Source organism: Hungatella sp. SL.1.14 (assembly GCF_024460495.1).
Taxonomy (GTDB): domain Bacteria; phylum Bacillota; class Clostridia; order Lachnospirales; family Lachnospiraceae; genus Hungatella; species Hungatella hathewayi.
The window spans coordinates 392,276-417,017 of sequence record NZ_JANFYJ010000001.1; the positions used below are offsets into that span (position 1 = coordinate 392,276).

The 24,742-nt window shown below is 46.4% G+C and carries 26 protein-coding genes, 3 tRNA genes and 1 pseudogene; 4 read left to right on the forward strand and 26 right to left on the reverse strand.

Features of this window, described 5'->3' with window-relative positions; genetic code table 11:
* Positions 1-64 precede the first annotated feature (64 nt).
* The 9 genes from NE473_RS01875 to NE473_RS01915 all read right to left on the reverse strand — a co-directional run bounded on the left by NE473_RS01875 (position 65) and on the right by NE473_RS01915 (position 4,726).
* Positions 65-634 (reverse strand): hypothetical protein, encoded by a 570-nt coding sequence (locus NE473_RS01875; protein WP_256265150.1) that lies wholly within the window; start codon positions 632-634, stop codon positions 65-67.
* 223 nt (positions 635-857) lie between these two features.
* Positions 858-1,265, reverse strand: a complete 408-nt coding sequence (locus NE473_RS01880) for an ASCH domain-containing protein (protein ID WP_022032166.1) — start codon at positions 1,263-1,265, stop codon at positions 858-860.
* A 140-nt stretch (positions 1,266-1,405) separates the two neighbouring features.
* Positions 1,406-2,239: a nitroreductase family protein gene (locus tag NE473_RS01885; protein WP_081034784.1), complete on the reverse strand. Its 834-nt coding sequence runs from the start codon at positions 2,237-2,239 to the stop codon at positions 1,406-1,408.
* A 154-nt stretch (positions 2,240-2,393) separates the two neighbouring features.
* A complete protein-coding gene (locus NE473_RS01890) occupies positions 2,394-3,050 on the reverse strand; it encodes a hypothetical protein (protein WP_155521554.1) in 657 nt (218 codons plus the stop codon).
* A gap of 292 nt (positions 3,051-3,342) precedes the next feature.
* The gene (locus NE473_RS01895) at positions 3,343-3,690 is read right to left on the reverse strand and encodes a hypothetical protein (RefSeq protein ID WP_006777074.1); all 348 of its coding nucleotides are present in this window, start codon (positions 3,688-3,690) and stop codon (positions 3,343-3,345) included.
* Between the two features lie 176 nt (positions 3,691-3,866).
* Positions 3,867-4,091, reverse strand: a complete 225-nt coding sequence (locus tag NE473_RS01900; RefSeq protein WP_039893653.1) for a helix-turn-helix domain-containing protein — start codon at positions 4,089-4,091, stop codon at positions 3,867-3,869.
* Positions 4,092-4,502: 411 nt separating this feature from the next.
* Positions 4,503-4,574 (reverse strand) — tRNA-Glu (locus NE473_RS01905).
* A gap of 6 nt (positions 4,575-4,580) precedes the next feature.
* A tRNA-Lys gene (locus NE473_RS01910) sits at positions 4,581-4,652 on the reverse strand.
* Positions 4,653-4,656: 4 nt separating this feature from the next.
* Positions 4,657-4,726 (reverse strand) — tRNA-Cys (locus tag NE473_RS01915).
* Positions 4,727-5,361: 635 nt separating this feature from the next.
* Between NE473_RS01915 and NE473_RS01920 the strand changes: the two are divergent.
* Positions 5,362-5,740: pseudogene (locus NE473_RS01920) on the forward strand (ATP-binding cassette domain-containing protein); the annotation flags it as partial.
* An 80-nt stretch (positions 5,741-5,820) separates the two neighbouring features.
* On the opposite strand, the gene NE473_RS01925 reads toward NE473_RS01920, so the two are convergent.
* Both NE473_RS01925 and NE473_RS01930 read right to left on the reverse strand, forming a co-directional pair.
* A complete protein-coding gene (locus NE473_RS01925; protein ID WP_055648991.1) occupies positions 5,821-8,739 on the reverse strand; it encodes an InlB B-repeat-containing protein in 2,919 nt (972 codons plus the stop codon).
* Positions 8,740-9,159: 420 nt separating this feature from the next.
* Positions 9,160-9,957, reverse strand: coding sequence for an amidohydrolase family protein (locus tag NE473_RS01930; RefSeq protein ID WP_055648992.1), 798 nt, complete (start codon positions 9,955-9,957; stop codon positions 9,160-9,162).
* Positions 9,958-10,086: 129 nt separating this feature from the next.
* Between NE473_RS01930 and NE473_RS01935 the strand changes: the two genes are divergently transcribed.
* Complete coding sequence (locus tag NE473_RS01935; RefSeq protein WP_055648993.1) at positions 10,087-10,425, forward strand: winged helix-turn-helix transcriptional regulator; 339 nt, start codon at positions 10,087-10,089, stop codon at positions 10,423-10,425.
* A gap of 252 nt (positions 10,426-10,677) precedes the next feature.
* On the opposite strand, the gene NE473_RS01940 is transcribed toward NE473_RS01935, so the two are convergent.
* From NE473_RS01940 to NE473_RS01960, 5 genes are all read right to left on the reverse strand, one after another.
* Positions 10,678-11,229: a DUF3592 domain-containing protein gene (locus tag NE473_RS01940; protein ID WP_055648994.1), complete on the reverse strand. Its 552-nt coding sequence runs from the start codon at positions 11,227-11,229 to the stop codon at positions 10,678-10,680.
* 335 nt (positions 11,230-11,564) lie between these two features.
* On the reverse strand, positions 11,565-12,776 hold the full coding sequence (locus NE473_RS01945) for an ABC transporter permease subunit (RefSeq protein WP_055648995.1): 1,212 nt from the start codon (positions 12,774-12,776) through the stop codon (positions 11,565-11,567).
* 1 nt (position 12,777) lies between these two features.
* Positions 12,778-13,653 (reverse strand): ABC transporter ATP-binding protein, encoded by an 876-nt coding sequence (locus tag NE473_RS01950; protein WP_055648996.1) that lies wholly within the window; start codon positions 13,651-13,653, stop codon positions 12,778-12,780.
* Positions 13,637-14,395, reverse strand: a complete 759-nt coding sequence (locus NE473_RS01955; protein WP_055648997.1) for a hypothetical protein — start codon at positions 14,393-14,395, stop codon at positions 13,637-13,639. The genes NE473_RS01950 and NE473_RS01955 overlap by 17 nt, the downstream gene beginning before the upstream one ends.
* Complete coding sequence (locus NE473_RS01960; RefSeq protein ID WP_022030656.1) at positions 14,385-14,903, reverse strand: RNA polymerase sigma factor; 519 nt, start codon at positions 14,901-14,903, stop codon at positions 14,385-14,387. The genes NE473_RS01955 and NE473_RS01960 overlap by 11 nt, the downstream gene beginning before the upstream one ends.
* Before the next feature lie 430 nt (positions 14,904-15,333).
* Between NE473_RS01960 and NE473_RS01965 the strand changes: the two genes are divergently transcribed.
* Complete coding sequence (locus tag NE473_RS01965) at positions 15,334-15,630, forward strand: hypothetical protein (protein WP_155560682.1); 297 nt, start codon at positions 15,334-15,336, stop codon at positions 15,628-15,630.
* A 443-nt stretch (positions 15,631-16,073) separates the two neighbouring features.
* Here the strand turns inward: NE473_RS01965 and rpmF are convergent, their stop codons facing one another.
* The 4 genes from rpmF to pduL all read right to left on the reverse strand — a co-directional run bounded on the left by rpmF (position 16,074) and on the right by pduL (position 18,657).
* Positions 16,074-16,253 carry a 50S ribosomal protein L32 gene (gene rpmF / locus NE473_RS01970; protein WP_015528925.1) on the reverse strand — a complete coding sequence of 60 codons (180 nt, stop codon included), beginning with the start codon at positions 16,251-16,253 and terminating at the stop codon, positions 16,074-16,076.
* 2 nt (positions 16,254-16,255) lie between these two features.
* On the reverse strand, positions 16,256-16,783 hold the full coding sequence (locus NE473_RS01975) for a YceD family protein (RefSeq protein WP_055652176.1): 528 nt from the start codon (positions 16,781-16,783) through the stop codon (positions 16,256-16,258).
* Between the two features lie 86 nt (positions 16,784-16,869).
* Positions 16,870-18,066 (reverse strand): acetate/propionate family kinase, encoded by a 1,197-nt coding sequence (locus NE473_RS01980; protein WP_055652175.1) that lies wholly within the window; start codon positions 18,064-18,066, stop codon positions 16,870-16,872.
* A gap of 21 nt (positions 18,067-18,087) precedes the next feature.
* Entirely contained in the window at positions 18,088-18,657 is a 570-nt protein-coding gene (gene pduL / locus NE473_RS01985; protein WP_055652174.1) for a phosphate propanoyltransferase, read from the reverse strand.
* A gap of 167 nt (positions 18,658-18,824) precedes the next feature.
* Between pduL and NE473_RS01990 the strand changes: the two genes are divergently transcribed.
* The gene (locus NE473_RS01990; protein ID WP_055652173.1) at positions 18,825-20,084 is read left to right on the forward strand and encodes a nucleotidyltransferase; all 1,260 of its coding nucleotides are present in this window, start codon (positions 18,825-18,827) and stop codon (positions 20,082-20,084) included.
* Here the strand turns inward: NE473_RS01990 and NE473_RS01995 are convergent.
* The 6 genes from NE473_RS01995 to NE473_RS02020 form a co-directional block, all read right to left on the reverse strand.
* On the reverse strand, positions 20,079-20,582 hold the full coding sequence (locus NE473_RS01995) for an NUDIX hydrolase (protein ID WP_055652172.1): 504 nt from the start codon (positions 20,580-20,582) through the stop codon (positions 20,079-20,081). The genes NE473_RS01990 and NE473_RS01995 overlap by 6 nt on opposite strands.
* A 59-nt stretch (positions 20,583-20,641) precedes the next feature.
* Complete coding sequence (locus tag NE473_RS02000; RefSeq protein ID WP_022032152.1) at positions 20,642-20,986, reverse strand: phenylpyruvate tautomerase MIF-related protein; 345 nt, start codon at positions 20,984-20,986, stop codon at positions 20,642-20,644.
* Positions 20,987-21,091: 105 nt separating this feature from the next.
* Complete coding sequence (locus NE473_RS02005; protein WP_022032151.1) at positions 21,092-22,282, reverse strand: class I SAM-dependent methyltransferase; 1,191 nt, start codon at positions 22,280-22,282, stop codon at positions 21,092-21,094.
* A gap of 32 nt (positions 22,283-22,314) precedes the next feature.
* Positions 22,315-22,956, reverse strand: coding sequence for a histidine phosphatase family protein (locus tag NE473_RS02010; protein ID WP_055652179.1), 642 nt, complete (start codon positions 22,954-22,956; stop codon positions 22,315-22,317).
* Between the two features lie 97 nt (positions 22,957-23,053).
* Positions 23,054-24,418 (reverse strand): PFL family protein, encoded by a 1,365-nt coding sequence (locus NE473_RS02015; RefSeq protein WP_055652171.1) that lies wholly within the window; start codon positions 24,416-24,418, stop codon positions 23,054-23,056.
* 43 nt (positions 24,419-24,461) lie between these two features.
* Positions 24,462-24,734: an ACT domain-containing protein gene (locus NE473_RS02020; RefSeq protein ID WP_002604259.1), complete on the reverse strand. Its 273-nt coding sequence runs from the start codon at positions 24,732-24,734 to the stop codon at positions 24,462-24,464.
* Between the last annotated feature and the right edge of the window lie 8 nt (positions 24,735-24,742).

Here is a 24,742-nt window from a genome sequence, read left to right on the forward strand (position 1 = left end):
AAAGATCCTCCAACGCTGCCCCACACGGGGCCGCATTTTCCTGCCATACTGTTTTGTTAATCGATCAGGCGATAATTCCATACATCTTCCCTTCCTTTCTCATCAGTCCAATATAGCGGATTTCATTGATAGAGAATGCTGAAAAAGCCAAAAACAAAATAAGCCATAAACCGGTTGCCGCGGCTTCGTATAACCATGGCAATGTATTCGCCGATAATCTCCAGAAAGCGCAGAAACCGAGCATTACAAAGACACATACCCGCATGCCCTCTCTCTTTCTCATGCGTATGATACGCAGCAGGGAAACCAGGCATACCAGATATGGAACCAGGCAGTATAGAATCATTTGTCCGATACCTTCGAAGGAATTCTGTTGATAAAGCTCCATAAATAAAAGTATAGTGATGCACACCAGGTTTGCTGACCTGGCCAGGACCAGCTTCGCCAGCATGATCTGAGCGCCGGATGCTCTCGTTACCGCTTCCATCTCACTCATGCCATAGTACTGGCCTTTGAAGATCACCGGCACGAAAGCCAAAACAAATAGCGGGATAAAGAGGGGGATACATTGGGGGATATCTGACAGATTGGAAATAAAAAGGACTGTGAAAATATCGAGTTGAATTAACTCCATATTTTCACAGTCCCCTTCTATTCTTCTATACAGATAGTTATTGAGGGATCCGTATCCCTCATCCGCTGCCGGATTTATCAATGTTAATGTTATGAACTGCCTTACCTCTCGGTCGAAATAAACGTGGGAAAGGTATCAGAGCTGCCGATACGCTGCATCGTATTTGTATTAATAATTTCTTTCCTATTTATTTGTCCCTCACTAACAAGAGATTGTATCGAAATTAAAACACTTCGACAACTTTGAAACGTTCAAACGTGATAGGTGTTTGATCTGTAAAAGTATAACCGCGATTGGCTGCATCCCGTGTCCAATAACGTATATTTCCCGCCTTCCAGTGTTCAAAGTCTTCATCTTCACCCTCTAGTTTTACCATATCCCAGGTTAAGTCGCAAAAATTGACTGTTTCCAGATACACTGTCTTGATCACACAGGCTGGATTGCCGCGTCCATCGAGCACCAGTGATAAATCTCCCACGCTTGGGGCCTGCTCATCCTCCAATATAACCGAGACTGTTGCAGTTTTCTTTCCGGCAAGCACCAGCGCTAAAAGTTCGTCCGCCATTTCAGGACTGTCGCCAAAAGCAAAGCATTCAAAATAATCTTTCTTTGTGTTTTCTATAGTATCCATTTCTTATTCAATCCTCCATAACTTTTAATTTACCGTTATTCCTTTTCCGACAGACCGGCTTTATTCAATACGGCACCCTCGTCTATGTCCGTTTCAGCGATAATATGGGACACATATCTGTCAGTTTCTCTGTAAACACACTACCACTTATCATAATGCACCATGGCTGTTTCCCATCTGGGACGCAATTCCTTTTCCTCATCCGGCCAGCCAAATGCAATCACAGAAATAGGTTCCACCTTATGGGGGAGTGATAATTGCTCAATGAGCAGCTTTCGCCAATCGGAATTAGGCACTACCCCACACCATACGCCTCCAAGACCTAAGCCATGAATACTGAGCAGTATATTTTGAGCAGCGGCGGCACAGTCTGCATACAGGAACTCCTTTATTCCCTCCCTGGTTTTATCTCCGCAGATAATAATGGCTCCTGCGGAAATCTCCAGCATCGCAGCATTGGAATTATGCCGGGCCAGCATGGATAGAACACCTTTGTCTCTTACTACAATAAAGTGGTATGGGCGCTTATCCTTTGCCGTGGGAGCACACATGCCCGCAGAAAGAATGGCTGTTACCATATGTTCGCTAACCGGTTTTTCAGTAAATTTTCGTATGCTCTGCCGTGTTTTTATCACGGTGAGCACGTCCTGATCGCACTTGATATCGGCGGTATTATCAGGAACATTTACAGCAGCCGGCAGATCTTCGGAGAACATCGTAATCTCCGCAGTCATTTCCTGCCCATGAAATCCGATGGACTTTTGCATCGCTTTATCTAAAACCATAACAAATTTGCCGCTGCCGCGGGACAACAGTTTACTTCGGTATTCAATGCCATTCATTGTACCGCTTACATAAATGGTTCCCCTGGATTTGTGGAATACTTCTTTTGCATTGAACGGAATTTCGACGATAGTCAGCCGGCCAGAATCGTCCTTTTTGATTTGCGCATCAAATCGTTCTATTGCAATCACCTCCCGTGTATTTATTTTTTCGAAACGGCTTTTGATGATCAGGAAAGAGAAATACAGGAGCCCAACCGAAACTTACATCATTCCGCATAAGAATGACTCATAGTATAAAATTCTTCCCGGCAGGTGTCTGAGCAAGCATGCGCCAGTCCGGCAGTCAGGCCCTCTCTCTTTTCTTTTTCCCCGGGATTAAACTGGGAAAAATACCTGCTTTACAGCCTGCAATGTGAAATGCCATAAAACATAAAACCGCTGCAATTGCCTTAATATAAATGGTATACTGCTCATCGTAGCTCTCCACGCTGACCAAACCAGATCCGCTGTTCCCGTTCATGTCCAGATAGAAATCAGTCTGGCTCAGGGCGTCAGAGCGTTCAATCCCGTTGATAAATTCAACGTCCTTTGACAGATCCGCTTCCACCACCTTTCCAACTGGCATGATAAAATAGTCTTCCTCATAATTCTGCTGCACTGCATCGCTGTTGATGCAGGCGGCCACCCGCTCGCCTGATGGAAGTTCAAGATTCATCAGATAGATGTCACCGAAATAATCTGTATCAGCAGTCAATAAAGAACCATATTCGACTTGAACGGTAAATGTATTGTGAGAAAAGAGTTCCTCCACATTTTCCACACGGTAAACATCATCTCCGGCTTTTCCCCCAATATCACCGTCTGACACCATGTGCGTCTGCGTATATCTCTGATAGAGCATGGAATAAAAAACAGGCAGAATTTTACTGATTCCCAATACCACCAACGAGGAAAGTACGATACATAGTAATACATCAAATCTAATTTTATAAATTCTCATTTCACACCTGCCATGAGGCCGTCCTTTCATAATACTTCCTGCGCCCAGTACTTTTCGATCCCGGTTTGTACCTTTGACAAAACTATTTTGATTAGTTAAATATATAATAACTAATCAAAATAGTTTTGTCAAGTCAAACAAAGTGCCGAAGGCACTTTGTTCATCGTCTGTTTTCTGTGCCTTGCTTTTGCAGGGCTATTTGTTTACATAATTCATGATTTAAAAGGAATTTCCTAAAAAGAGAAAAAAGAGACACGATTGATTTCGTGTCCCCTTTTGATTTTTGATGTGATTACTCAGTATAAGAAGCTGGGGGAACGCACTGCCCGGCACTTTCGGATGCATCGCTACAATGATTGCTGCATTCCTCCTTAATTTCGGATTTTTCAGCGGTAGCACCAGCGTCAGGCAAATCCATTTCCATAATCTCTAACTCCTTCTTCAGCTTATCGAATTCTTTTGCCAATTCTTTAAAGTCTTCACTGTAGTCGGCAAAAACATGCCGCACAATTTCTTTCTTATGCTGCATCATGAACTTATCCATCATCTGTTCCAGTTCCGTTATGTGTTCCTTTTTTGCGTTCCGTTCAATTTCCAACAGACGTTCCGCGATTGAAACCGGATGGGGTTTCGCAACCACTTCGTCTTCTCCCGGAACGCGGCATAAAATGAAACGCAGTTTGTGTGCATTATCTTAAATCTCCTCTCAAATATCTATATTTTGGTTACAGACAAATTATGGTACAGCATAAACGATGATAAAAAATTATTTATTTATATTTTCATCAAAAAAGGAGCTGATGGTGAGTCAGCTTCTTAGTGATATACAATCAAATCGTTCATAGAAACATTAAACAGAACACTTAACGCAAGAAAATTGTCTAACGTAGGAAGGGAATCCCCCCGCAGCCACTTATAGATTGCGTTGGTCGTTGAAAGGCCAAAATACTCTCTTAGGCTCGCAACGCTGAATCCTCTGTCTATTCTGTATGTGTTAATTCTCGCACCGGTTGCGACCGGATCAATTACGGGGTAACTCATTACCGTATCCTCCTCATAAAAAAAATCCACCTGCCGCATGGCTGGTGGATGGAGGACGCAAAAACTTTTAGCGATGTGTCAGATACCTCTCCCATACCATAACGGCAATAAAACAAAGCGCTGTTTACGAGCGCGTTCTTCTTGCTGTTTCTGGCATTTTCGAGAATCCATCCTTAACATCTCCTTATCCTTCTTTCCCATTTTTGCTTATCGACATCATACTATATCCTGAGTGCTTCTGCAAGATACTATTTTCCTGTAGATAATAATTTTTCAAATGCGCGTGGCAGGATTCGAACCTTTGATCTGCCGGTTCAGAGCCGGCCGCTGCTTCCAACTGAGCTAATCCGCAATACTGGCGTCTGAGGGAATTAAACCACCCCATCATAACATTTCGACTAAAGTCTCATATGATCCCAAAGGGAATCGAACCCTTGTTTCCGGCGTGAAGGGCCGGCGTCTTAGCCGCTTGACTATGGGACCTTGAAATACAGGTGACAGGACTTGAACCTGCGATATACCGGTTAAAAGCCGGTTGCCATACCACTTGGCTACACCTGCAGAAAGCACCGTGCTGGAATCGAACCAGCTTCAGACAGATTTGCAGTCTGTCCCCACGCCGCATGGTACGGTGCATACTGTGCTTCGAATCCAGAAGTTATGCACAAAAAAACCGCCTATCCATTACGAATAAGCGGCCTTGACTGAATCGAATTCACCAACGGCATCAGGGAATCGCATACGACTTCCATCCTCTTTCACCCATTCTTAATGGCATCACAACAATACGCTGCCTGCAAGCGCGTTCTTTTTGCTGTTTCTGACATAATTTGAAAGTATTCATGGTAGTCATGGCGTTTCTCCTTTCGCTTATTTCTTATGAATTGATTATAGCAAGCTATATTTCAGTTGTAAATCTACTATCAGTAGACAAATTTGGCTACCATATCCAAAAAAGCTTCCTGCATTGGCGCCAGTTCACTTAAGTTCTACTCAAGCCTGCTGATAACCTGCTGGTTGCCAGTATAATGTTCCTTCCCAAGAGTCATTTGCTTTTTAACCTCTTCCGTCGCTTTTTTAGCATCCTCTATGGCCTGCCTAGTATATTTTACTAAATGGTAACTAAATCCCATAGCCAACAGTTAATGCGTTCTGGTAATAGCCGGGACTGGTGTGTGGTCATAAGTATGGATGGAGTTCAAATCTTCATGGAATCTTCAAACCTGTTCCGTATCCTATTGCTATCAACCACAAGAAAGGATTTTATAAGATGGAAATGATTTTAGAAACCGCAGATCTCTGCAAAAGTTTCAAAAACCAGATGGCCGTGAACAATGTATCGCTTCATATTAATTAAAAGGAATTCCGTCTATGGGCTGCTCGGCCCAAACGAAGCAGAAAAATCTACCATTCTGAAAATGGTCACGGGAATTTTACGTCCTACCTTCGGCTGTATCGTATTTAACGGCCATTCATGGAACAGGGAGGACTTGAAAGAGATTGGTGCTTTAATTGAAACGCCGCCGCTATACGAAAATCTGACTGCTTGTGAAAACCTGAAGGCAAGAACGCTTGCGTTGTGCCTGCCGGCCTGCCGCATTGATGAAGCGCTGGAAATGGTGCAGCTCCAGAATGCAGGGAAAAAGAAAACGCGACTGGGGAACACACGGGATTGTGTCCGTCAGTCGCGTTCATTTTTATAGTGCGAAGGGATAACAGGCGGCAAATTTTACTTTTCTTTCCCGTCCCACACTCCATTTTCATCCACATAGCGTCCGTCCGGGGCCTTGGTGTTTCGGAACAATCTTCCTCTTGTGCCGTCCGGCTCTTCATTAAAGTAATAATAGCTGCCATCAATGAGGACCCAGCCTGTCATCATACGGCCCTTGGTATTGTCTGACACCGGATTTAGATAATAGGAGCCGCCTTGGCTGTCCGTATACCACCCCGTCACCATATAACCGTCCACATCAAACATAAACCAGTCAAACGCCTGCTGACCGGCGCTCAAGTCTGCATATGGATTATAAGTAGCTACCCATGTATTCACATAATCACTGCCATCTGCCCTGCGCATTCTCCATCTGCCGTCCTCCGTCATGACCCAGACAACCTTTTCCACATAGCTGGGGACTATGACACCGTCTATATTTTTAGTCTCGCCTGTATAATTCTTCGGCAGGCTTTCCTTGGGGCTGCTGTTTCCGCCTGCGAAACCATGACCGCTGCCGGAACCTCCGCCGCCGCCAGACCCGCCACCGCTGCCGGAACCTCCGCCAATGTAAGTCCAATGGGCGTAAATAGTACAGTTTTCCGTGAATACGATTGTAGTTGTTATTTTAATACCGCCATTGGCGGCCGTAAACCAGCCGTCAAACTGATAGCTGCCGCCGCGGACTGGAGTCGGCAGGCTTCCCAGCCGCCCGTCCGTGTCGGTTCTTCCAGTGGCAGGTGTCACACTGCCGCCATTCGCATCGTAGATGATCGTGTGGTTCGTACCGGCGGCTTTGACTGTGATCGCCAATGTGGCCGTCTTAGCAATACCGCCCTCAGTGTAGGTGACCGTCACTCTGGAATCAGCCTCAGTCAATGCGCCGGACGGGGTTACTGTATAGCCCGTCACCGCACGGGTGGAACCATCAGAATAAGCTGCCGTCACCACCATACCGCTGCTGTCAAAGCTTTGTCCCGCCGTATAAGTGGTTTTGGCCGGCCCGGTTGTCACGGCGATGGAAGACAAGCCGGCCGCTATGGTGATTGACATTGCTTTCGTATCGCTGCCTATGTCGTTGGAGGCCCTGACCGTAAAATGGCTGGTTCCCGCCTTCGTAGGGATACCGCTGATCTTACCGCTGCCGTCCAGTGACAGTCCCACAGGCAGGCTGCCTCCGCTCTCTAAAGACCACGTGGCCCACGCGCTGCCGTCAGCCGCCAGTGTCTGGCTGTAGGCCACGCCGATCGTGCCGTCCGGCAGGGTCTCGGTGATGATTGCAGGAGCAGATTTTACCATCACTCCGGGCAACGTGATGAAGCCATTGTTTATTCCGCTCACGTCGTAGAAAACGCCTCCCTGACCGTTCTGTGTACTCCACTCTGCCTTGACTGCGGCGGGAGATACGTCAAGATCTGCCGCGGAGCCTTTGAGGTACGTCGTCTTGTCTCCGGCCCATGTGATGATGGCGGCAGTGCCGCCCGGAACAGGCTGTGTACCCGCTGTTTTAATTGCGCCGCCTGTACTGTCTAGGTCTTTACCGAAAATCACGGCGCTGCCGCCAATCTGGATCCCGCTTGATGAGGAATTGTCAATCATCGCGTAACCGCCGGTGTTTACTATCTTGCTTCCAGACACCACGACAGTTCCGCCTTCATTCATGATGCAGACTTTCTTCTTACCATCAGCATTGATGGAGCCACCTTTAACAGTGATACTGCTGTTTTCCTCGTTGACGATGCCTACGCTGATGGAGGTGCCTTTACCGCCATCAATCGTTCCGCCTGATACAAGCAAGCTGTTGGGAGAGTCGTTGAGTATACCACAGGTATTGGCACCATAGCCGCCGCTGATATTGCCACCCGATATTACACTATTGGTACTGTTTTTAAACACGATACCAACGTTTTCGACAGAACCAGTGCCTCCACTGATGCTGCCTCCTGATACTCTGATTTCGCCGCTTCCTTGAATGCCGTAGCTTTCTTCGCCGCCGCCTCCGCTGACAATGCCTTCCGATACTTCGGTTATACCGTTAAAAGAGTTGAATATGCCATAGTTCTTTGTTCCTGTGCCTCCGCTGATCCTGCCTCCCTGGATCGATACAAAGCCCTCCCCAAAATTATAGATACCGGTACTGCGATCCCCGCCGCCACCTCTGATGCTGCCGCCCGATACAAGGATGCTGGTATTAGCAGCGGCGTTATAAATGGCTGCATTATCTATAGTATTGTAACTGGAACCGGTATGGTTCTTATTAGAAATGGAAATAATCTCGCCGTCTGTCACGGAAAATATAGAATCCGTGCCAGATTCCTCAACGATCCCAATCACAGGTTCCGCACTGCTCGTTAAAACCGCCCGCCACTCTACAGTCACATTTTCCGGAATTTCCAGTTCGAGTTTATCCGATGCCTCGGTGGTAGTTTTTCCTGTCACGATCACGTCACCGCTGTACGCGTCCACTTCTGCCACAATACCGTTGCCAGCTGCCCAGGTATTGATATCCGCAACCAGCTTTTCTACTCCTGTCAACGTCAATGCCCGCGCTGCTGCTGCCGGGGATGCCACGCTTGCAAGACCGCCATTCTTATCTGCTCCGGCGTTCCCAGCCCCCTCCGCGCCTTCGCTGCTATTTTCCTCCTGCCTGTACCCACAGTCCAAAACTGCTTCATAACAGCCTTCACCATGCTCATGGTCACAAACCAGTTTTTTCATATTGCTGCTGGTTGCGGTCTCATCCCCCTCATAGCAGCTGTCATCATGCTCATGAAGGCAATGCAATTTCTTCCTATAACAACTTTCATCATGGACATGATTACTATCGGATTCAGCATTGGCTGTAAAAGCAGTCATCGGTATCGAAACACAGAGCATCACAGCTGACAGCGCCATTGAACAGATCCTTGCGTACTGTCTCTTATTGCTTCGCTTCATTTATTGTTCCCCTTTCTGTGTTCTTTCTATAAATAAACGCATTGCGAATGCGGAACCACCCTCTTTTCTATATTATCTGCTTTTTTTCTCAACGCGGGCTGCATAACGCCGGAAACAGATTCTTTAAAGTCATCATGCTCATGATGGCAGTTCAGGAACGATTCGGCACTGGCAGGAAAAGACGTAACTGCAAATGCAACAAATAGCCAGGGCCCGAGCTATTATTTATCGGGCAAAAAGCTTGTGAATGTGATTCCAGGTCTAGCCGTCCATATCCATACTATCACAGTTTGGGAGGCTTTTCTTGTATGATATGGTAGAAATTGATTCCGCAAAACGACCTGGTATTTTAATGGATTATTTAATCACAGATTCTTTTGTCTATCACTTAGGAGTTTTTCATTATACTTATTTAGAATCTCATAGATGAAGAAGTTCCTTAATATTATCACCTAAAGCCATATCAGCGATTTCCTTTGATGGGCTGACAAACTCAACCAATTCCCGGTAAAGATATGGATCTCCATATGGCGCATCGGAACTAAACAGGCATCTTTGAGGCAGTTCAATCAATGCCATTCTGGTAGCTATCGATGCAAATGCTGCAGATAAATCTAAGTACGCATTCTTATGTGCTTTTGCGAACTTTATAACCTCAATCCAATTTGTCCCGCCTAAATGTCCAAAGATAACAGGAACTTGAGGATATCGTTCGCACAAATCCATCAACAGTTTTATCCCTTCCAATGTGACAGGGGAGAATGTATGCACCCACACAGGACAGATTTCAGTGGCTTCAATGGCCTGAAATACGGTATCTAATTGTAAAATCTGCTGCTCATTTCCCGGTGTGAATTCTCCAATGCCCAGCAATGAATTGGAGATGATATAGTCCGTTATCCAGTCCTGTGTTTCATTGAAAGACATTCCTAACGGTACCGACCCGAATCCCCCAAAACGGTCCGGATGCTTTCTGATAATGGAAATAAGCTCGGATATATTTTTCTGTTGCCGAATGATATTTGCTTCTATACTGTTGGATCCGGATAAAACTTTATAAAGCTCATCCATTTCTGTTTCAAGCGCATTCAGTGAAGAGGCTTTTTCCGGATGCGGCGCCGTGCAGAATAGGATTGTTTTATCAATTCCGGCTGCGTCCATCATCTGTAGCTGCATTTCTGTGGGGAGCATCATATGCTCATGACTATCAATAATCATATCTCAATCATTCCTTTCCAGCAGATTTTCTGCTATAATCAGAGTATCATTCCCACTAAAAAAGCACAAGAACGCACTATTTTGATATGTAGTATCATTTTTGATACTTAAACCAGAGGAGGTCTTACAATGGCAAAAACAATGGAAGTTCCAGAACGATGTCCCATGGATGTGGGCTTAAATATATTAAGTGGAAAATGGACACTCCGGATCTTGTGGCACCTTTCCAAAGGGCCAGTCCGTTTCAATGAGCTGCAAAGATTATTAGGTACAATTACCACGAAAACATTAAGCCAGCAGCTCCGACAATTAGAAGAACAGCAAATCATCCTGCGTACTGTGTATCCGGAAACGCCTCCAAAGGTTGAATATTCATTAACGGACGTAGGAAAAACAATCCAGCCAGTCTTAAAGAAGCTATGTGAATGGGGAATAAGTTATCAAAAAGCGATTTCAGCTATACCATGATTGCCCTTCCACGTTTCTTATCCCACTGGTAAAAATCAAATTTTGTGTCTTCCATCTTTATGGAAATGTTTTCACGCTTATAAGCGGCGGAACAAGGAAAACCATTCTGTCTAACCTCTGCCATCGCCTAATTTGTTTTGTTACTATCGTTTTTTTCATGAAGCTTTCTTATCCTTTCAATGGTGGTTGTGATAAGTGTAGATGTATTTGTCTGGAATCACATCAAAAATCTAATTTTTATAAAACACAAGTCTATTTTCTAAATCTATCTGCTCTTTTTCTCAAAACGGAACGTATAACGCTCATAAATATAATCCAGGGCAGTAATATCACCGAACACAAAACAACGATAACGCCCACAACCCAGTTTGTTTCGGAAACAGACTCTTTAAAATTTTTAGAGGAAAACGAATACTCCGAAGGATCTTCCGGATGATAATAAACCGTTTTCGTGGTGCCAATCCATTCCTGGGATTCCTCTATATCCCTTTGATAGCTCTGATAGTCCTGAAATTCCCGGTGATTCCGGTCCGATGCATGGTAGGTGATACCATCTACCTCATAGGAATAATTGTAGATGATGTAATATTGGTCCTTATCATTCGGCCTGCCTTCCACGGAACGGTCAATCTGACTTCTCGTGATCTCATTTCCGACACTTTCACATGTTGCTGTCGTCTCTTTGTACTCTACTCTCCCAAAATCAAAAGCCTTTCCTCCTTTGAACAACAGGAATAAATAGAGCGCAATGATGATAAGCGCAATCGGCCAAATCAGGGAAAAAACAGATTTTCCTTTTTTCATACAGTTCATCTCCTCATCTACTTTATTTTCAAGAATGTCATTTCTGTAAAAACCCCATTTTCATCAGCATGGAAGCCATCAGGGGGGCATGTTCACGTATTCGCTGCCGTCTGAACCGCCGGGGCTGGCCTCTCCTGGTCATACTATCACATTTCGATGTACTTTTCTTGTATGATATGGTACAAATCAGTTTCTTAAGTTCCCCGATAAGCTGCCCGGCATGAATCGCACAAAGCCCATTCACTCCGCCCTTCACGAATCCGGTTTCAATTCCAGATGATAGACCGGACTTTTTATCCAATTGTCATCTGACCGCTATCTCCGCCATGCCATTGTTAAACCTTCATCCTTTTCGACCATTTTCGGACAGCAAACGGCATACATAAAACGCCAATCATCACAGGAACCGTAATCAGCAAATAGGGAGACCAGATGAGTTTGCCAAACACACAAAATGTATTGGTCCTGAAAATATCGGCGGAGCTTCCCACGAGTGGCAATAAATCGAGTGCTTTCTGCGCCCCAAACGGAAGGTAGCCTGCAATCATCATCGGGCCATAAACGGCCGCCAGACTTAGCAGCAGGGAAAGTACATTGCTTCTCACCGCAGCTGATAAAAACATCACAACCCCCGCGTACCCGATTGCTCCAAGAAGTGCAAATGCGTATTCATAAATTTCCGCCTGCAGCATATTGACAGGGGCAATGGCAATCAGCTTAATTGTTTGAATCGGCATATCCCATCCGGAAGTTCCCATGTAGAATATCTGTGTTACCAGATTCCCCGCTGCAAGAAGTGCAAACAGTTCCACGGTAAATGCGACGCCGGTAAAAACTTTGGCAAGAGCGAGCCTTTGCCAGCCATTTGGAGTTGTTAATACCAATGCGCTTGTGCGATCAGACCATTCTCCTGAAAACAGGGACGACAAAACAATTGCAAGAAACAGCGCCATCACCATCCCGATATCAGCAAGCATGCTTCCAAGAAGCACGGACCAGCCTTCCGTCCATTCATAACGCAGAGGTTTTCCCACTTCCTGTTCCATCTGTAAGAGATACTCTCTTTCTGTGCCTGTCTGACCGTTCACTTCCAGGAACTCGCTGATTGCACGCTGCCGCCTTTCATAAAAATCTGCCAGTTTATCAGGATTCACATAGCTCATCATGATTTTATAGCTGTTTGGATCCTTAAGCTCCGGATACAGCATCCCCAGCCAACTGTTGACAATGTGCCAGTCTGTATGTTCCAGTTCCTTCTCCATGCCGGCGGCTTCCATCCTCTGGTAATCCCGCACTAACTCCTGCAGTGTTTCATCGGTCAGTTCCCCTCCAAAGGAACGTGCATATTCCTGGCTGCCTTTTACCACCGCGTATCCATCAAAATTGTTGCCGAAAGCGCTTGTATGATCCCCAGAGCTTCCAAAGCTGAACCATTGGAAGGAAAGTATTCCGCCAAAAACCACGACATAAACAAAACACAGCAGTACGCTGATTTTCGTCAGTCTTTTCCGCCACAATTTCTTATGCTCCAACAAAAATAAATTCATATTACCGATCCCCCTCCTCCGTCTGAAAATAATACAGGTAAATATCTTCTAATGCTGCTTCGCATGGTACGGCATTGTCGCCAGGCCGATCGTCGGAAACAATACGCAGCACGATTCTGTTTTCTTCATGCCGTAAATTAGCCACGGTTGCTTTTTCCTGCCATCTCCTGGCCTCTTCCTGGGAAACAGAAAGTTCCCACACTTTACCGTCAGCTCTGCGGATCAGTTCCGGAACGGTTCCCTGCATTACAAATCTTCCTTTCTTTATCAGCAGCACTTCATCTGCAATTGCTTCGATGTCTGACACGATATGGGTCGAAAGGATTACGATTTTATCTTCTGCATAATCGGAAAGCAGATTGCGGAATCGGACGCGCTCCTTCGGGTCCAGCCCGGCCGTCGGCTCATCCAAAATCACAATTTTCGGGTTATTGAGTAATGCCTGTGCAATCCCAACCCGCTGCTTCATGCCGCCTGAAAAAGTTTTGATTTTCTTTCCTGCCTCCTGGCTCAAGCCGACCACCTCCAAAAGCTCCGCCGCACGCCTCTTAGCCATGCGCTTTGGTATCCCCTTGAGCGCCGCAATATACATCAAAAATTCCATCGCGGTGTAACCCGGATAATATCCGAAATCCTGCGGCAGATAACCTATGATATTCCGGTAATCAGCACCCATGGAAACCACTTCTGTTTCATTAAACAGCACCTCCCCGGAGGTCGGTTCTAAAACAGCGCACAGCATGCGGAGTAAGGTAGTCTTGCCTGCGCCGTTCGCTCCCAAAAGGCCATATACCCCAGGCTTTAACACTGTGCTGACACAATCAACCGCTATTTTCCTGCCATACTGTTTTGTTAAACGGTCAAGCGATAATTCCATACATCTTCCCTTCCTTTCTTATAGCTGCAATATAGCGGATTTCCTGGAGAAAGAATGCAGAAAAAACCACAAACATGATAAGCCACAAACCGGTTGCCGTCGCCTCGTATAACCATGGCAGTGCATTGGCCGACAAGCCCCAGAAAACACAGGAACCGAGCATGATAAATACACAAACCGGTAAGCCCTCTTTCTTTCGCATGCGGATGACGCGCAGCAGGCCAACCATACACACCAGATAGGGAACCAGGCAGTATAGAATCATTTGTCCGATTCCTTTGCAGGAATTCTGCTGATAAGTCTCCATAAATAAAAGTATCGTGATGCATACTAGGTTGGCTGCCCCGGACAGGATCAGCTTCGTCAGCATGATCTGAGCGCCGGATGCTCTCGTTACTGCTTCCATCTCACTCATTCCATAATATTGGCTTTTAAAGATTACCGGCATGATAGCCAAAACAAATAACGGGATAAAAAGGGGAATATATTTTGGAATATCCGACAGATTGGAAATTGCCAGGCATACAAGGAGTAACGTTATTGCCTGCAGTCCCAGTATCGGAATCCCCTCAAATCGAAATACGTCTGACAGATAGCCAAAAAACCCCGTCCTTGCTTCTGCCGTAAATTTCTGCTTACGCATAACCTCGATACAGGAATTGATTGTTTCTTCTAATCTTTCCGGCTGTACTTCCTGCCTTAAAGCATGCTGCAAATGAGCTTTCAAAACTTTATCTTCCATCTTGCTGCTCCTTTCTCATCGCTTTTAATGCGTTCCGAACCCGGCTTTGCGCGGTTCTCATATTACATCCCATAACCTTTGCAATTTCCTCAAAACTGAGCTGTTCTCCAAAACGCAGAATCACGGTTTCCCTTTGTTCCAACGATAACGCATTTAAAAGATATTTTATCTCTTCCCGATCCTCAACCCGGAGAATTTCCTCACATTCATTCAAGATTGTTTCATCGTCTTCTAAGGAATAGGCCTGGAGCTTTCGGCTCTCATCAATACACAAATGGTTCGCAATGGTATATAAGTAGGCCTTGAATTTTTTCTTTCCTTTATACCTATAAATGTTTTTAAACAGCTTAAGGAATGTTTCCTGTGTGAGATCTTCCGCCCTCTCCAGGTTGGAGCAATGCCACTTACAATAACGCAAAATAGATGTATAATAGCGTTTTATCAGTTCTTCCGCCGCATTTTCATCTCCATCCTGTATCTGTTCCACTAATTCGTCGTCGCTTAGCACGCTTCCAACTCCTTCCCCTGTCGGCCTATATATATAATAACGAACGATGTCCTTCCAATGATTAAAAACTTCTTGATTTTCTTTCATTTTACCCGATACTTCGTCAGGTTGGTACAAGCATATTTATGATAATTCGAAAATATTGTTATATCTAAAACTTTGTTCTTTGTGAACGTACATTTTGAAAGTGGAAATAAGATATTTCCTCTATAAAGCAAAACGCCAGCGAATCATTGCTGGCGTTTTTAATGTCTGGGATATTCCTGTTGTTCATAAAAAGCAGTTATTTTCCCCGCCGATTACAGCTTCTCTATAAACTGGAGAGCGTATGGTTACTGGGCTTCTTGTAGAATGAACCTATATGTAAAACGATAAAATGGTGACCGATTGGGGTCCAGATGACCAAAAAACTATAAAGTAACATAAAGTTATGACACGAAATGAACTGATTGAATTTAATGTCGATATAAGGGAGATACAAGAAGTCATCGAGAGAACGAGCGACGAGATATCCAACAAAATTGACTGGACAAATGTATGGAGTAAAAAATATCCAATACTTATCCAATATCAAAGCGAAGTTGAAGTATCTTATTATGCTTCAGAGCTGTGTAAATTACTAAGCGACTTGGAAAAGAATTACGGATATGACGATCTGGACTCTTTTCTTGTTCTCAAAGATATTCTGGCAGTTGTCTGGAAATACAGGAAGAAAAAGAAGCGTTGAATTTTCACTTTCGGATTGGTTTAGCTAGGCTTTATTCTATTAAGGTATCCTACGCTATAGTTGTTTTCAAAAGTGACAAGCAGTATTTCGCGGTACACCCGAAATACTGCTTGCTACTTTTTACCTCCGCAAAAACATCAAGAGCTGCTTGCACTGCCTTGTCAGGCACTCCACATGTGAAGCATTCATGCGCCTTTGCAGGCACTTATAGAAAAAATTAGCTATTGCTGCTAAATCTTATCTTTTTAGCAGTCTATCAGCGAAATCGGACTGAAGCAGCTGGAACTATTTCCCCATTCATTGCTTAAGACGCAGTCCAACTGTCGGAAAATTTTCGCCTTTTCGCCAAAAGGCGAAAAAAAGCAAAAAAACAAGGTTCCTCCAAAAATGAAGAACCTTGATTTTATGCCGCTTTCAGGGCCGTTTTGTGGTACTTACCGAGATTAGTCAACGCTGACGATTTCTCTCTTGTTATAAGAACCGCAAGCCTTGCAAACTCTGTGAGGCATCATAAGTTCGCCGCACTTGCTGCACTTAACTAAGTTCGGAGCACTCATCTTCCAGTTTGCTCTACGTTTATCTCTTCTAGCTTTAGAAGATTTGTTCTTTGGACAGATAGACATGGTTACACCTCCTTAAACTGTTTAAAAATATCCTGGATGACTGCCATTCTGGGGTCCATGGACCTTTTGTCGCAGTCGCAAGTCTCATGATTGAGATTTGTTCCACATCTATTACAAATCCCCTTACAGCTTTCACTGCAGAGAACCTTCATAGGCAGATTCAGTATGAGTTCATCACAAACCAACTGGTCTACATCCAGATTATAACCTTTTAAATACGGTTGTTCATCGAGCTCTTCTACACGCTCCTCCTCAGATTCATTCAAATCCAGGGTACGGACTATATCAAATTCCAACGGTACCTCCACCGGATCGAGGCAGCGGTCACACGGAATTCTCAGAGTAAGCATAGCCTTCCCTTCCGCTTCCAGTTTCCTGTTGCCCAGATTCATAATTCGCAGAACCACCGGTTCCTTGGAGACAATCTCATAATCGCCGCCAGGACCATGATAGATGTCCATTTCAATATCAGGTGTATAAGTTTTCTCTTTCCCTTCCAGGGTAAACAACTCTGACAAATTAATAAGCATATTAATCTCCATTAATACGCACCTATGCTATTATACACAGGCGCGCATCATTTGTCAACAAAATATTTCCAATATTACACAACCAGTTATTTCACAAGAGCTAAGGTTTCTCTGGCGATGGACAGCTCCTCGTTGGTCGGGATTACACATACTTTAACCTTGGATTCCGGAGTGGAAATGGTCACTCTCTTGCCTCTTGCCTTGTTGATCTCCGGATCAATCTCAATTCCGAGATATCCTAAATATTCGCATACAGCGCCTCTGATCGGTTTGTCATTCTCACCAACGCCGGCCGTGAAGACAATAGCGTCAACGCCGTTCATTGCGGCTACGTAAGCACCGATATATTTGGCCACACGGTAGATGAATGCCTGAATTGCAACATCCGCTTTGTGGTTGCCTTCCCCCTGAGCCTTCTGAACGTCTCTGAAATCGCTGGATACGCCGCCGGACATTCCGAGAATACCGGATTTCTTATTCAGGATATTCAGCACTTCGTTGACATCCTTGCCTTCTTTATTACAGATAAACTGTACTACCGCAGGATCGATATCACCGCTTCTGGTACCCATGATGAGACCTTCCAACGGTGTTAATCCCATGCTGGTGTCAACACACTTGCCGCCGATGGAAGCGGATACGCTGGCGCCGTTTCCCAGGTGGCAGACGATAACTTTTGCCTTCTCAGGATCTAACTCACAGTACTTGATCGCTTCTTTGGATACGTAGCTGTGGCTTGTCCCGTGGAAGCCGTAACGGCGGATGCTGTATTTCTCATAATACTCATAAGGAATCGCATATAAGCTTGCCTTCTCCGGCATCTTCATACCGAATGCAGTATCAAATACGGCTACGTTCGGTGTTCCCGGCATCGCTTCCTCACATGCTTCAATTCCCATTAAGTTTGCCGGATTGTGAAGCGGTCCTAAGTCGAAGCAGTCGCGGATTACTTTCTTTACGTCCTCATCAACGACGATGGAGTCACTGTAGACCGTTCCTGCGTGCAGAACGCGGTGTCCCACTGCTGAGATTTCGCTGGTATCCTTGATCACGCCGTATTCCGGATCTACCAGAGCATCCATGACCATCTTGATCGCTACCGTGTGATTCGGCATCTCTTTCTTAACTTCCAGTTCTTCTTTTCCTGCTGCCTTGTGGGATAAATTGGAACCCTCAATACCGATTCGTTCACACAATCCTTTTGCTAAAACCTCTTCGTTCTCCATATCAATTAACTGATATTTTAAGGAAGAACTTCCACAGTTGATAACTAAAATCTTCATTTTACAGTATTTCTCCTTTTATTATTTTACAATTTCGCCGTACTGTTCTCTGCCACAGGCAGCGGCATTGGATTCATCCGTGTCGATATGCATCGCCAGCGCATAGCTGTCGCTTACGCGAACCACTACATCGCCGAATACAAGGCTTCTTCCGTCTGTATCAACCTTAACGAAAACGATCTCACCGTTCTTTACGCCCAGCGCCTCCGCGTCTGCGCTGGTAGCATGGATATGACGCTTTGCAGCGATTACGCCCTCTGTGATCTCAATCTCTCCGCATGGTCCGACGATCTTACATGCTCCGCTTCCCGCCACGTCTCCGGATTCTCTGATCGGTGCAGCTACGCCAATCGCACGCGCATCTGTTAAGGAAAGCTCTACCTGAGTCGCTTTTCTGACCGGTCCCAGTATGGATACTCCTGCTAATTCCTTTTTGGAGCCTACAATGGTAACTCTCTCTTCACATGCATACTGTCCCGGCTGGGATAAATCTTTCTTTCTTGTGAGTTCATATCCCTTACCAAATAAAATCTCAAGATGCTCCTGAGTTAAATGCACATGACGCGCTGAAGTTTCTACCAAGAATTTCATACCTGTATTCTCTCCTGTTCTTTTTAATAATATGAATGAATATTACAATTCTGATTCTATTCTATGTGCTTTGATTAAAATTTTCAAGTGCTGTCTCGAAATAATTTGCATTTTTTATGAAACAATAGCATAATAGAGTGGAAAACTGCAAAAAAAGGACGTTATTTATGACCAAAAATGAAAATGCTTACATTGTCGGCATCATAGCAGAATACAATCCGCTCCACAAAGGACATGCCTGGCATATAAAAAAAGCAAAAGAACTGGCCGGCGCCGATTACTGTATTGCCGTCATGAGCGGCGATTTTGTCCAGAGGGGCGCCCCGGCGATCTATGACAAATACACAAGAACAGCCATGGCCTTAGAGGCCGGCGCCGATTTAGTCCTGGAGATGCCGGCCATCTTCGCCACCAGCAGCGCGGAAGACTTCGCGGCCTGTGGGATCGCACTTCTGGACCGCCTGGGCGTTGTCGGTTCCGTCTGTTTCGGAAGTGAATGCGGTGATATGGAAGAAATTTCCCGTGCTGCTTCTATTCTGGCCTCAGAACCGGAACTTTATACGGCTGCGCTGAAGGAACATCTGAAAATGGGCTTCACCTGGCCCCAGGCACGGGCTCATGCGCTCTCCTTAACCGGTGATTTTGATGAAGCACTTCTCAATTCGCCCAACAATATACTGGGAATCGAATACGCCAAGGCTGTCGTAAGACGAAAAAGCCCCATCCGTCCCATCACCGTCCGGCGTCAGGGAAGCGGATACCACGATACCGGATTTACCGGCGGCTTCTGTTCCGCCTCTGCGATACGCAAAGCGATGGAGGCATGGGAATCAAACGGCTGCCATGGATTTCCGGATTCTGTTCTCCAGGGAATGCCGTCCTTTGCCGGGGATTTTCTGGAAACGGCTTTCCCGGTCTTTTCCAACGATTTCTCAACGTTATTAAATGCCGGGTTGTTACGTATGACGGCGGCATCGGTTCCCTTTGACCAGTATCTCGATGTCTCATCAGATCTGGCCGCCAGAATCAGGAAGGACCTTCTCTCCTTCACTACTTTTGAAGACAGGATAAGCGCGTTAAAGACGCGGCAGTACACCTATACGAGAATCAGCCGTGCCCTTCTTCATCTTCTGCTGGGCATCACGGATCAGGAGATCATGGCCGCCCGCGCCGCAGATTATGCGCCTTACGCCCGTGTGCTTGGCTTTAACCGCAGGGCATCGGCTGTCCTTTCAGATATCAAAAAAAGAGGGACGATCCCTCTCATCACAAAAACGGCCGACGCCGGCAGTCTCCTGGAAGGAACGGCGTGGGAGATGTTTCAGAAGGATCTGTTCTGTTCTCACCTCTACCAGGCCGTCGTTTCCGGAAAATATCATACTCGTCTGAAAAATGAATATACACATTCGGTCGTCATGAAGTCATGACGGCCGGATAAAACTCTCTATCTTATCTTTATAGAGCAGAAATCTGGATTTCGGAACCACGATTCCCTGACGCCACATCTTCATCAGCTCATCAAACACGACAAACTTCGCATCCACCACTTCCTCCGCCTGAAGCTTTAAATCTTCCAGGTTCACCTTCTGACGGGTAATGTACGTATCCACAAACCGCTCCTTTAAACAAATGGAGTGGATCAGGTGAAGCTCTTCTTTTGACGCGTGGATTCCAACCTCCTCTGAGAGCTCACGGAGCGCCCCTTCCACGCTGTTTTCCCCCGTCAGCACAGATCCTCCGGTGCACTCCCACAAAAGGCCGTACGGCTTATCCGGGTGCCTTCTGGTGAGCAGGATCTCCGATCTCTGGTTCACGGTCCAGACATCGGCTATGATATGGTACTCCCCTGGTCCCAGCGGCACGCCCCGCTCATGTTTCTTACCGGTCAGTTTCCTGTTTTCGTCGTAAACATCCCACAATTCCATAGGTTTTTCCTCCATGTCTGACTCATGTCAGTGGGAATATGCCCACTTTCCTGATAATACTAGAAATTAGCGCCGTTCCAGCCCCAGTGTTCCACTTCCTCGTATTTGATATAAATCTTATCCTGAGGAATCCCCAGCACCTCCTCATAGATCTGACACAGTCTGGCCGTAAGCTTATCGTAAGCTTCATCCGTAGTACCGCCGAAAATCTTCACCTCCACATAAGCCAGTTTCGTATCGTTCTTCCCCTTAAAATAAAGAGAATAATTGTCCTCAAAGCCAACCATCAGCCAGCTTTCTGATTTCCCCGGAATCAGGGATATTGCCTGTCCCAGCTTACCCTTCAGCGTTTCCTTTTCGCCGTCCGTAAGCGGCACATTTACCCTGGAATTAATAAATGGCATAATTTTACTCCTTCCTGTAATTTTCTCTATCATACCACAGTCAAAGAGAAAATGCCATTCAGATTTCCGTAATTCCAGCCCTGTTTTTGTTCAAATGCCCTAATCTTAAATGCCCTGATCTTCCAGCAGCAGCCTGGCCAGCGTCTGCTCTGTCCCCAGGAACTGCAGGATATCCTCGATCTCCTTCCGGTTATCTTTGGGGCCTCCCTGTTTCACTGCACGGATCAGTATATTCTTCGGAGTGTGCTCCATATCGATAAACTCCAGGATCTGAGTCCGATACCCCCTGTTTTCCAGGATCTCCGCCCGGAGGGCATCGGTGTATAAGGCCGCCATACGTTCCTTGATCAGTCCGTACTGGAACACCGGACGCAGCAGTTCGTTATCCATCTGCTTATTGAGTTCATGCTGACAGCAGGGGACGGAGAGAATCACGGAAGCATCCCATTTGACCGCTTTTTCCAGGGCGTAATCCGTAGCTGTGTCACAGGCATGGAGCGTCACGACCATGTCCACATGATCCACGCCGTCGTAGGAGGCAATATCGCCGTGATAAAACTTCAGCTTGTCAAAGCCGTACGCCTCGCTGAGACGGTTGCAGCGATCAATCACGTCCTGCTTTAAATCCAGACCGATAATGCGCACCTCATAGCCCCTCAGCTCATGAAGATAATAATACATGGCAAAGGTCAGATAAGATTTTCCGCATCCGAAATCAATAATAACATTTTCCCTGCTCTTATCCAGTCTCGGAAGAATGTCTTCGATGAATTCCAGGAACCGGTTGATCTGCCGGAATTTATCGTAGCGGGAACGGATTACCTTCCCATCCGCGGTCATGACGCCTAAATCCTCCAGGAACGCAACCGGTTTTCCTTCCTCCAGGATGTAGCGTTTCTGCCTGTTATGGGATGCCACATTGGGAGCAGCCACTATTTTCTGCTGATTTTTCTTAACTTTGACCGTGACGGTCCCTTTCTTTCCCACCATCACACGGGCCTGTCCTTTGACAGATTCCGCCTCCGCCTGCTTAAAACCGCCCTCAAGCAGTCCGAGTAAGTAAGGCACCCCTTCCTCTTTCGTCAGATTTCTGTGAAACGCCTGCTTTTCCGTCAGTTCTTCCGCCTGAAAAACCATTCCGCCCTTCAGCATAACCGGGCGCACCCGGACCTTCAGCACTTTGCCCGGTCCTGCTCCCTCCTTAAGGACCGGATTGCTCAAAATTATCCTGATCAGCCCTTCATCCAGAAAGTCCTCAAAAAGTATTTTAATTTCTTCTCTTTTTTCCCGATCCATACCGCTCTGCTCCATTCAAATTCCCCTGTCCTTTAGTTCTCCGCAGATACCCAGCTGCTCCTTAAAAGCTCCGGATACGGCTCCAAATGTGCGTAATCGTTAAACCGTTCTACTGTAAAGCATTGATTGTCCGGCTGATATACCACCTCTGTGATGCTGCAGTTTTCCAGTGTCTTACCCAGGATCCTGTATCTGGCCGGCTCCATTCCTAAAAATGCGGAGAGCATGCTTCTGATTACGCCTCCGTGGGTGACCACTGCGATCTTCTGGTAACCGCTCTCAGCCATCTCAAGGAATACCGGCATCGCCCGCCGGATGACATCTCCCGCGCACTCTCCTCCAGGATACGGCAAATCGGTCTCCATCGTTTCCTGCTCCTTCTTAAATGCGGCGAATTTCACGGCGATGTCCTCGTCGCACATTCCTTCCATCTCTCCAAAGGATATCTCGCGCAGTTCCTCCTTAATGATATGTTCCGCATTCCAGAAGCGGTTCGCCGTCTCCGCAGTCTGAACCGCTCTAAGTAAATGGCTGGAATAAACAGCCTCAATCTTCTCTCCCGCCAGGCGCTTCCCCAGAAGCTCTGCCTGCCGGAAGCCTTCCTCGGCCAAATCTACATTTACATTGCACAGCTGGCTGCACTGGCGCCCATGGCGAATCAGATACAGTTTCATCCGGTCTTCCTCCCGTTCATTCTCTTCTCTGTCAAATACGGCCCAGATGGTAACTCGTTCATCTGGGCCTGCGTTCATTCTCTTTGTTGTTCTGATCTTAATTTTTAAAGCTGTGGATCGGAGCCGGGATTCTTCCGCCGCGGGTCACAAACTTCTCACAGGAATAAGGATTGACCGGCATAACAGGAGCATAGCCCAGCAGTCCGCCGAATTCCACCGTGTCTCCAATCGTCTTTCCGATAACCGGAATGAGTCTGACGGCAGTCGTCTTCTGGTTAATCATGCCGATAGCCGCCTCATCCGCGATAATGCCTGCAATCGTCGTCGCTGGCGTATCACCGGGGATCGCAATCATGTCCAGTCCCACAGAGCAGACACAGGTCATCGCCTCCAGTTTTTCCAGAGTCAGGGCTCCCATGGACACTGCATCTATCATTCCCTGATCCTCGCTTACCGGAATAAACGCGCCGCTTAAGCCGCCTACATAGGAGGAAGCCATAACTCCGCCCTTCTTCACCTGATCGTTGAGCATGGCAAGAGCCGCTGTCGTTCCCGGCGCGCCTACGCGCTCTAAGCCGATCTCTTCCAGGATCTCAGCAACGCTGTCGCCGATAGCCGGAGTCGGGGCCAGAGACAGGTCGATGATGCCAAACGGAATATTCAGGCGTTTGGAAGCTTCCTGGGCAACCAGCTGTCCGACTCTCGTGATCTTAAACGCCGTTTTCTTGATCGTCTCACAGAGGACCTCAAAATCCTTTCCTCTCGCCGTTTCGATGGCGGTCTTTACAACGCCTGGTCCGCTGACGCCTACGTTGATGATTGACTCCGCCTCCGTCACTCCGTGGAATGCGCCCGCCATAAAAGGATTGTCGTCAGGTGCGTTGCAGAATACAACCAGCTTGGCGCAGCCCAGGGAATCGGACTCCTTCGTGGCCTCAGCCGTCGCCAGCACGATCTCCCCCATCAGCTTTACGGCATCCATGTTGATGCCTGTCTTTGTGGATCCCACGTTGACAGAACTGCATACGCGTTCTGTAACGGCAAGCGCCTGCGGAATGGAACGGATCAGTCTTTCATCCGCGTCGGTCATACCCTTGCTCACCAGCGCGGAATACCCCCCGATAAAGTTTACGCCAACCTCGTGAGCGGCCCGGTCGAGCGTCTGTGCAATCGTCACGTAATCCTCCGGGCTCTTGCAGGCGGCCGCGCCTACCATCGCAATCGGGGTAACGGAAATTCGCTTATTCACAATCGGAATGCCGAAATCGCGCTCGATCTCTCTGCCGACTGCGACGAGATTCTTAGCCGTGTTGGTGATCTTGTTATAGATTTTCTCATTGACCGCGTCTAAATTGCTGTCGCTGCAGTCTAAAAGGCTGATGCCAAGGGTAATCGTTCTGACATCCAGCTTCTCCTGCTCAATCATTTTATTCGTTTCATTTACTTCAAACATATTCAACATATCGGGGAACCATCCTTTTTCTTATGCTTATCTTGTCATCTGGTTAAATACGGTGCATTTTTGTAAAAATATCCTCGCGCTGGCATTTTACCTTAACACCGATCTCGTCTCCGATCTGTTCCAGTTCATCGGCAAGCTCTCCAAAAGGCTTTGTTGCGTCGTTTGTGTCGACAATCATCATCATATTAAAGAAATCCTGCACGATGGTCTGTGAAATATCCAGGATGTTTACCCGGTTGTTCGCCAGATAAGTGCAAATCTTTGCAATGATCCCTACGGTGTCTTTTCCAACTACTGTGATAATGGTTTTCTTCATGCTGCTTT

Excerpts from the sequence above, each read along its gene's own strand:
- NE473_RS01875 (WP_256265150.1), bottom strand. The coding sequence starts at position 634 with ATGGAGTTAATTCAACTCGATATTTTCACAGTCCTTTTTATTTCCAAT.
- NE473_RS01880 (WP_022032166.1), bottom strand. The coding sequence starts at position 1,265 with ATGGATACTATAGAAAACACAAAGAAAGATTATTTTGAATGCTTTGCT.
- NE473_RS01890 (WP_155521554.1), bottom strand. The coding sequence starts at position 3,050 with ATGAGAATTTATAAAATTAGATTTGATGTATTACTATGTATCGTACTT.
- NE473_RS01900 (WP_039893653.1), bottom strand. The coding sequence starts at position 4,091 with ATGAGTTACCCCGTAATTGATCCGGTCGCAACCGGTGCGAGAATTAAC.
- NE473_RS01925 (WP_055648991.1), bottom strand. The coding sequence starts at position 8,739 with ATGAAGCGAAGCAATAAGAGACAGTACGCAAGGATCTGTTCAATGGCG.
- NE473_RS01930 (WP_055648992.1), bottom strand. The coding sequence starts at position 9,957 with ATGATTATTGATAGTCATGAGCATATGATGCTCCCCACAGAAATGCAG.
- NE473_RS01935 (WP_055648993.1), top strand. The coding sequence starts at position 10,087 with ATGGCAAAAACAATGGAAGTTCCAGAACGATGTCCCATGGATGTGGGC.
- NE473_RS01940 (WP_055648994.1), bottom strand. The coding sequence starts at position 11,229 with ATGAAAAAAGGAAAATCTGTTTTTTCCCTGATTTGGCCGATTGCGCTT.
- NE473_RS01945 (WP_055648995.1), bottom strand. The coding sequence starts at position 12,776 with ATGAATTTATTTTTGTTGGAGCATAAGAAATTGTGGCGGAAAAGACTG.
- NE473_RS01950 (WP_055648996.1), bottom strand. The coding sequence starts at position 13,653 with ATGGAATTATCGCTTGACCGTTTAACAAAACAGTATGGCAGGAAAATA.
- NE473_RS01955 (WP_055648997.1), bottom strand. The coding sequence starts at position 14,395 with ATGGAAGATAAAGTTTTGAAAGCTCATTTGCAGCATGCTTTAAGGCAG.
- NE473_RS01965 (WP_155560682.1), top strand. The coding sequence starts at position 15,334 with ATGACACGAAATGAACTGATTGAATTTAATGTCGATATAAGGGAGATA.
- rpmF (WP_015528925.1), bottom strand. The coding sequence starts at position 16,253 with ATGTCTATCTGTCCAAAGAACAAATCTTCTAAAGCTAGAAGAGATAAA.
- NE473_RS01975 (WP_055652176.1), bottom strand. The coding sequence starts at position 16,783 with ATGCTTATTAATTTGTCAGAGTTGTTTACCCTGGAAGGGAAAGAGAAA.
- NE473_RS01980 (WP_055652175.1), bottom strand. The coding sequence starts at position 18,066 with ATGAAGATTTTAGTTATCAACTGTGGAAGTTCTTCCTTAAAATATCAG.
- pduL (WP_055652174.1), bottom strand. The coding sequence starts at position 18,657 with ATGAAATTCTTGGTAGAAACTTCAGCGCGTCATGTGCATTTAACTCAG.
- NE473_RS01990 (WP_055652173.1), top strand. The coding sequence starts at position 18,825 with ATGACCAAAAATGAAAATGCTTACATTGTCGGCATCATAGCAGAATAC.
- NE473_RS01995 (WP_055652172.1), bottom strand. The coding sequence starts at position 20,582 with ATGGAATTGTGGGATGTTTACGACGAAAACAGGAAACTGACCGGTAAG.
- NE473_RS02000 (WP_022032152.1), bottom strand. The coding sequence starts at position 20,986 with ATGCCATTTATTAATTCCAGGGTAAATGTGCCGCTTACGGACGGCGAA.
- NE473_RS02005 (WP_022032151.1), bottom strand. The coding sequence starts at position 22,282 with ATGGATCGGGAAAAAAGAGAAGAAATTAAAATACTTTTTGAGGACTTT.
- NE473_RS02010 (WP_055652179.1), bottom strand. The coding sequence starts at position 22,956 with ATGAAACTGTATCTGATTCGCCATGGGCGCCAGTGCAGCCAGCTGTGC.
- NE473_RS02015 (WP_055652171.1), bottom strand. The coding sequence starts at position 24,418 with ATGTTGAATATGTTTGAAGTAAATGAAACGAATAAAATGATTGAGCAG.
- NE473_RS02020 (WP_002604259.1), bottom strand. The coding sequence starts at position 24,734 with ATGAAGAAAACCATTATCACAGTAGTTGGAAAAGACACCGTAGGGATC.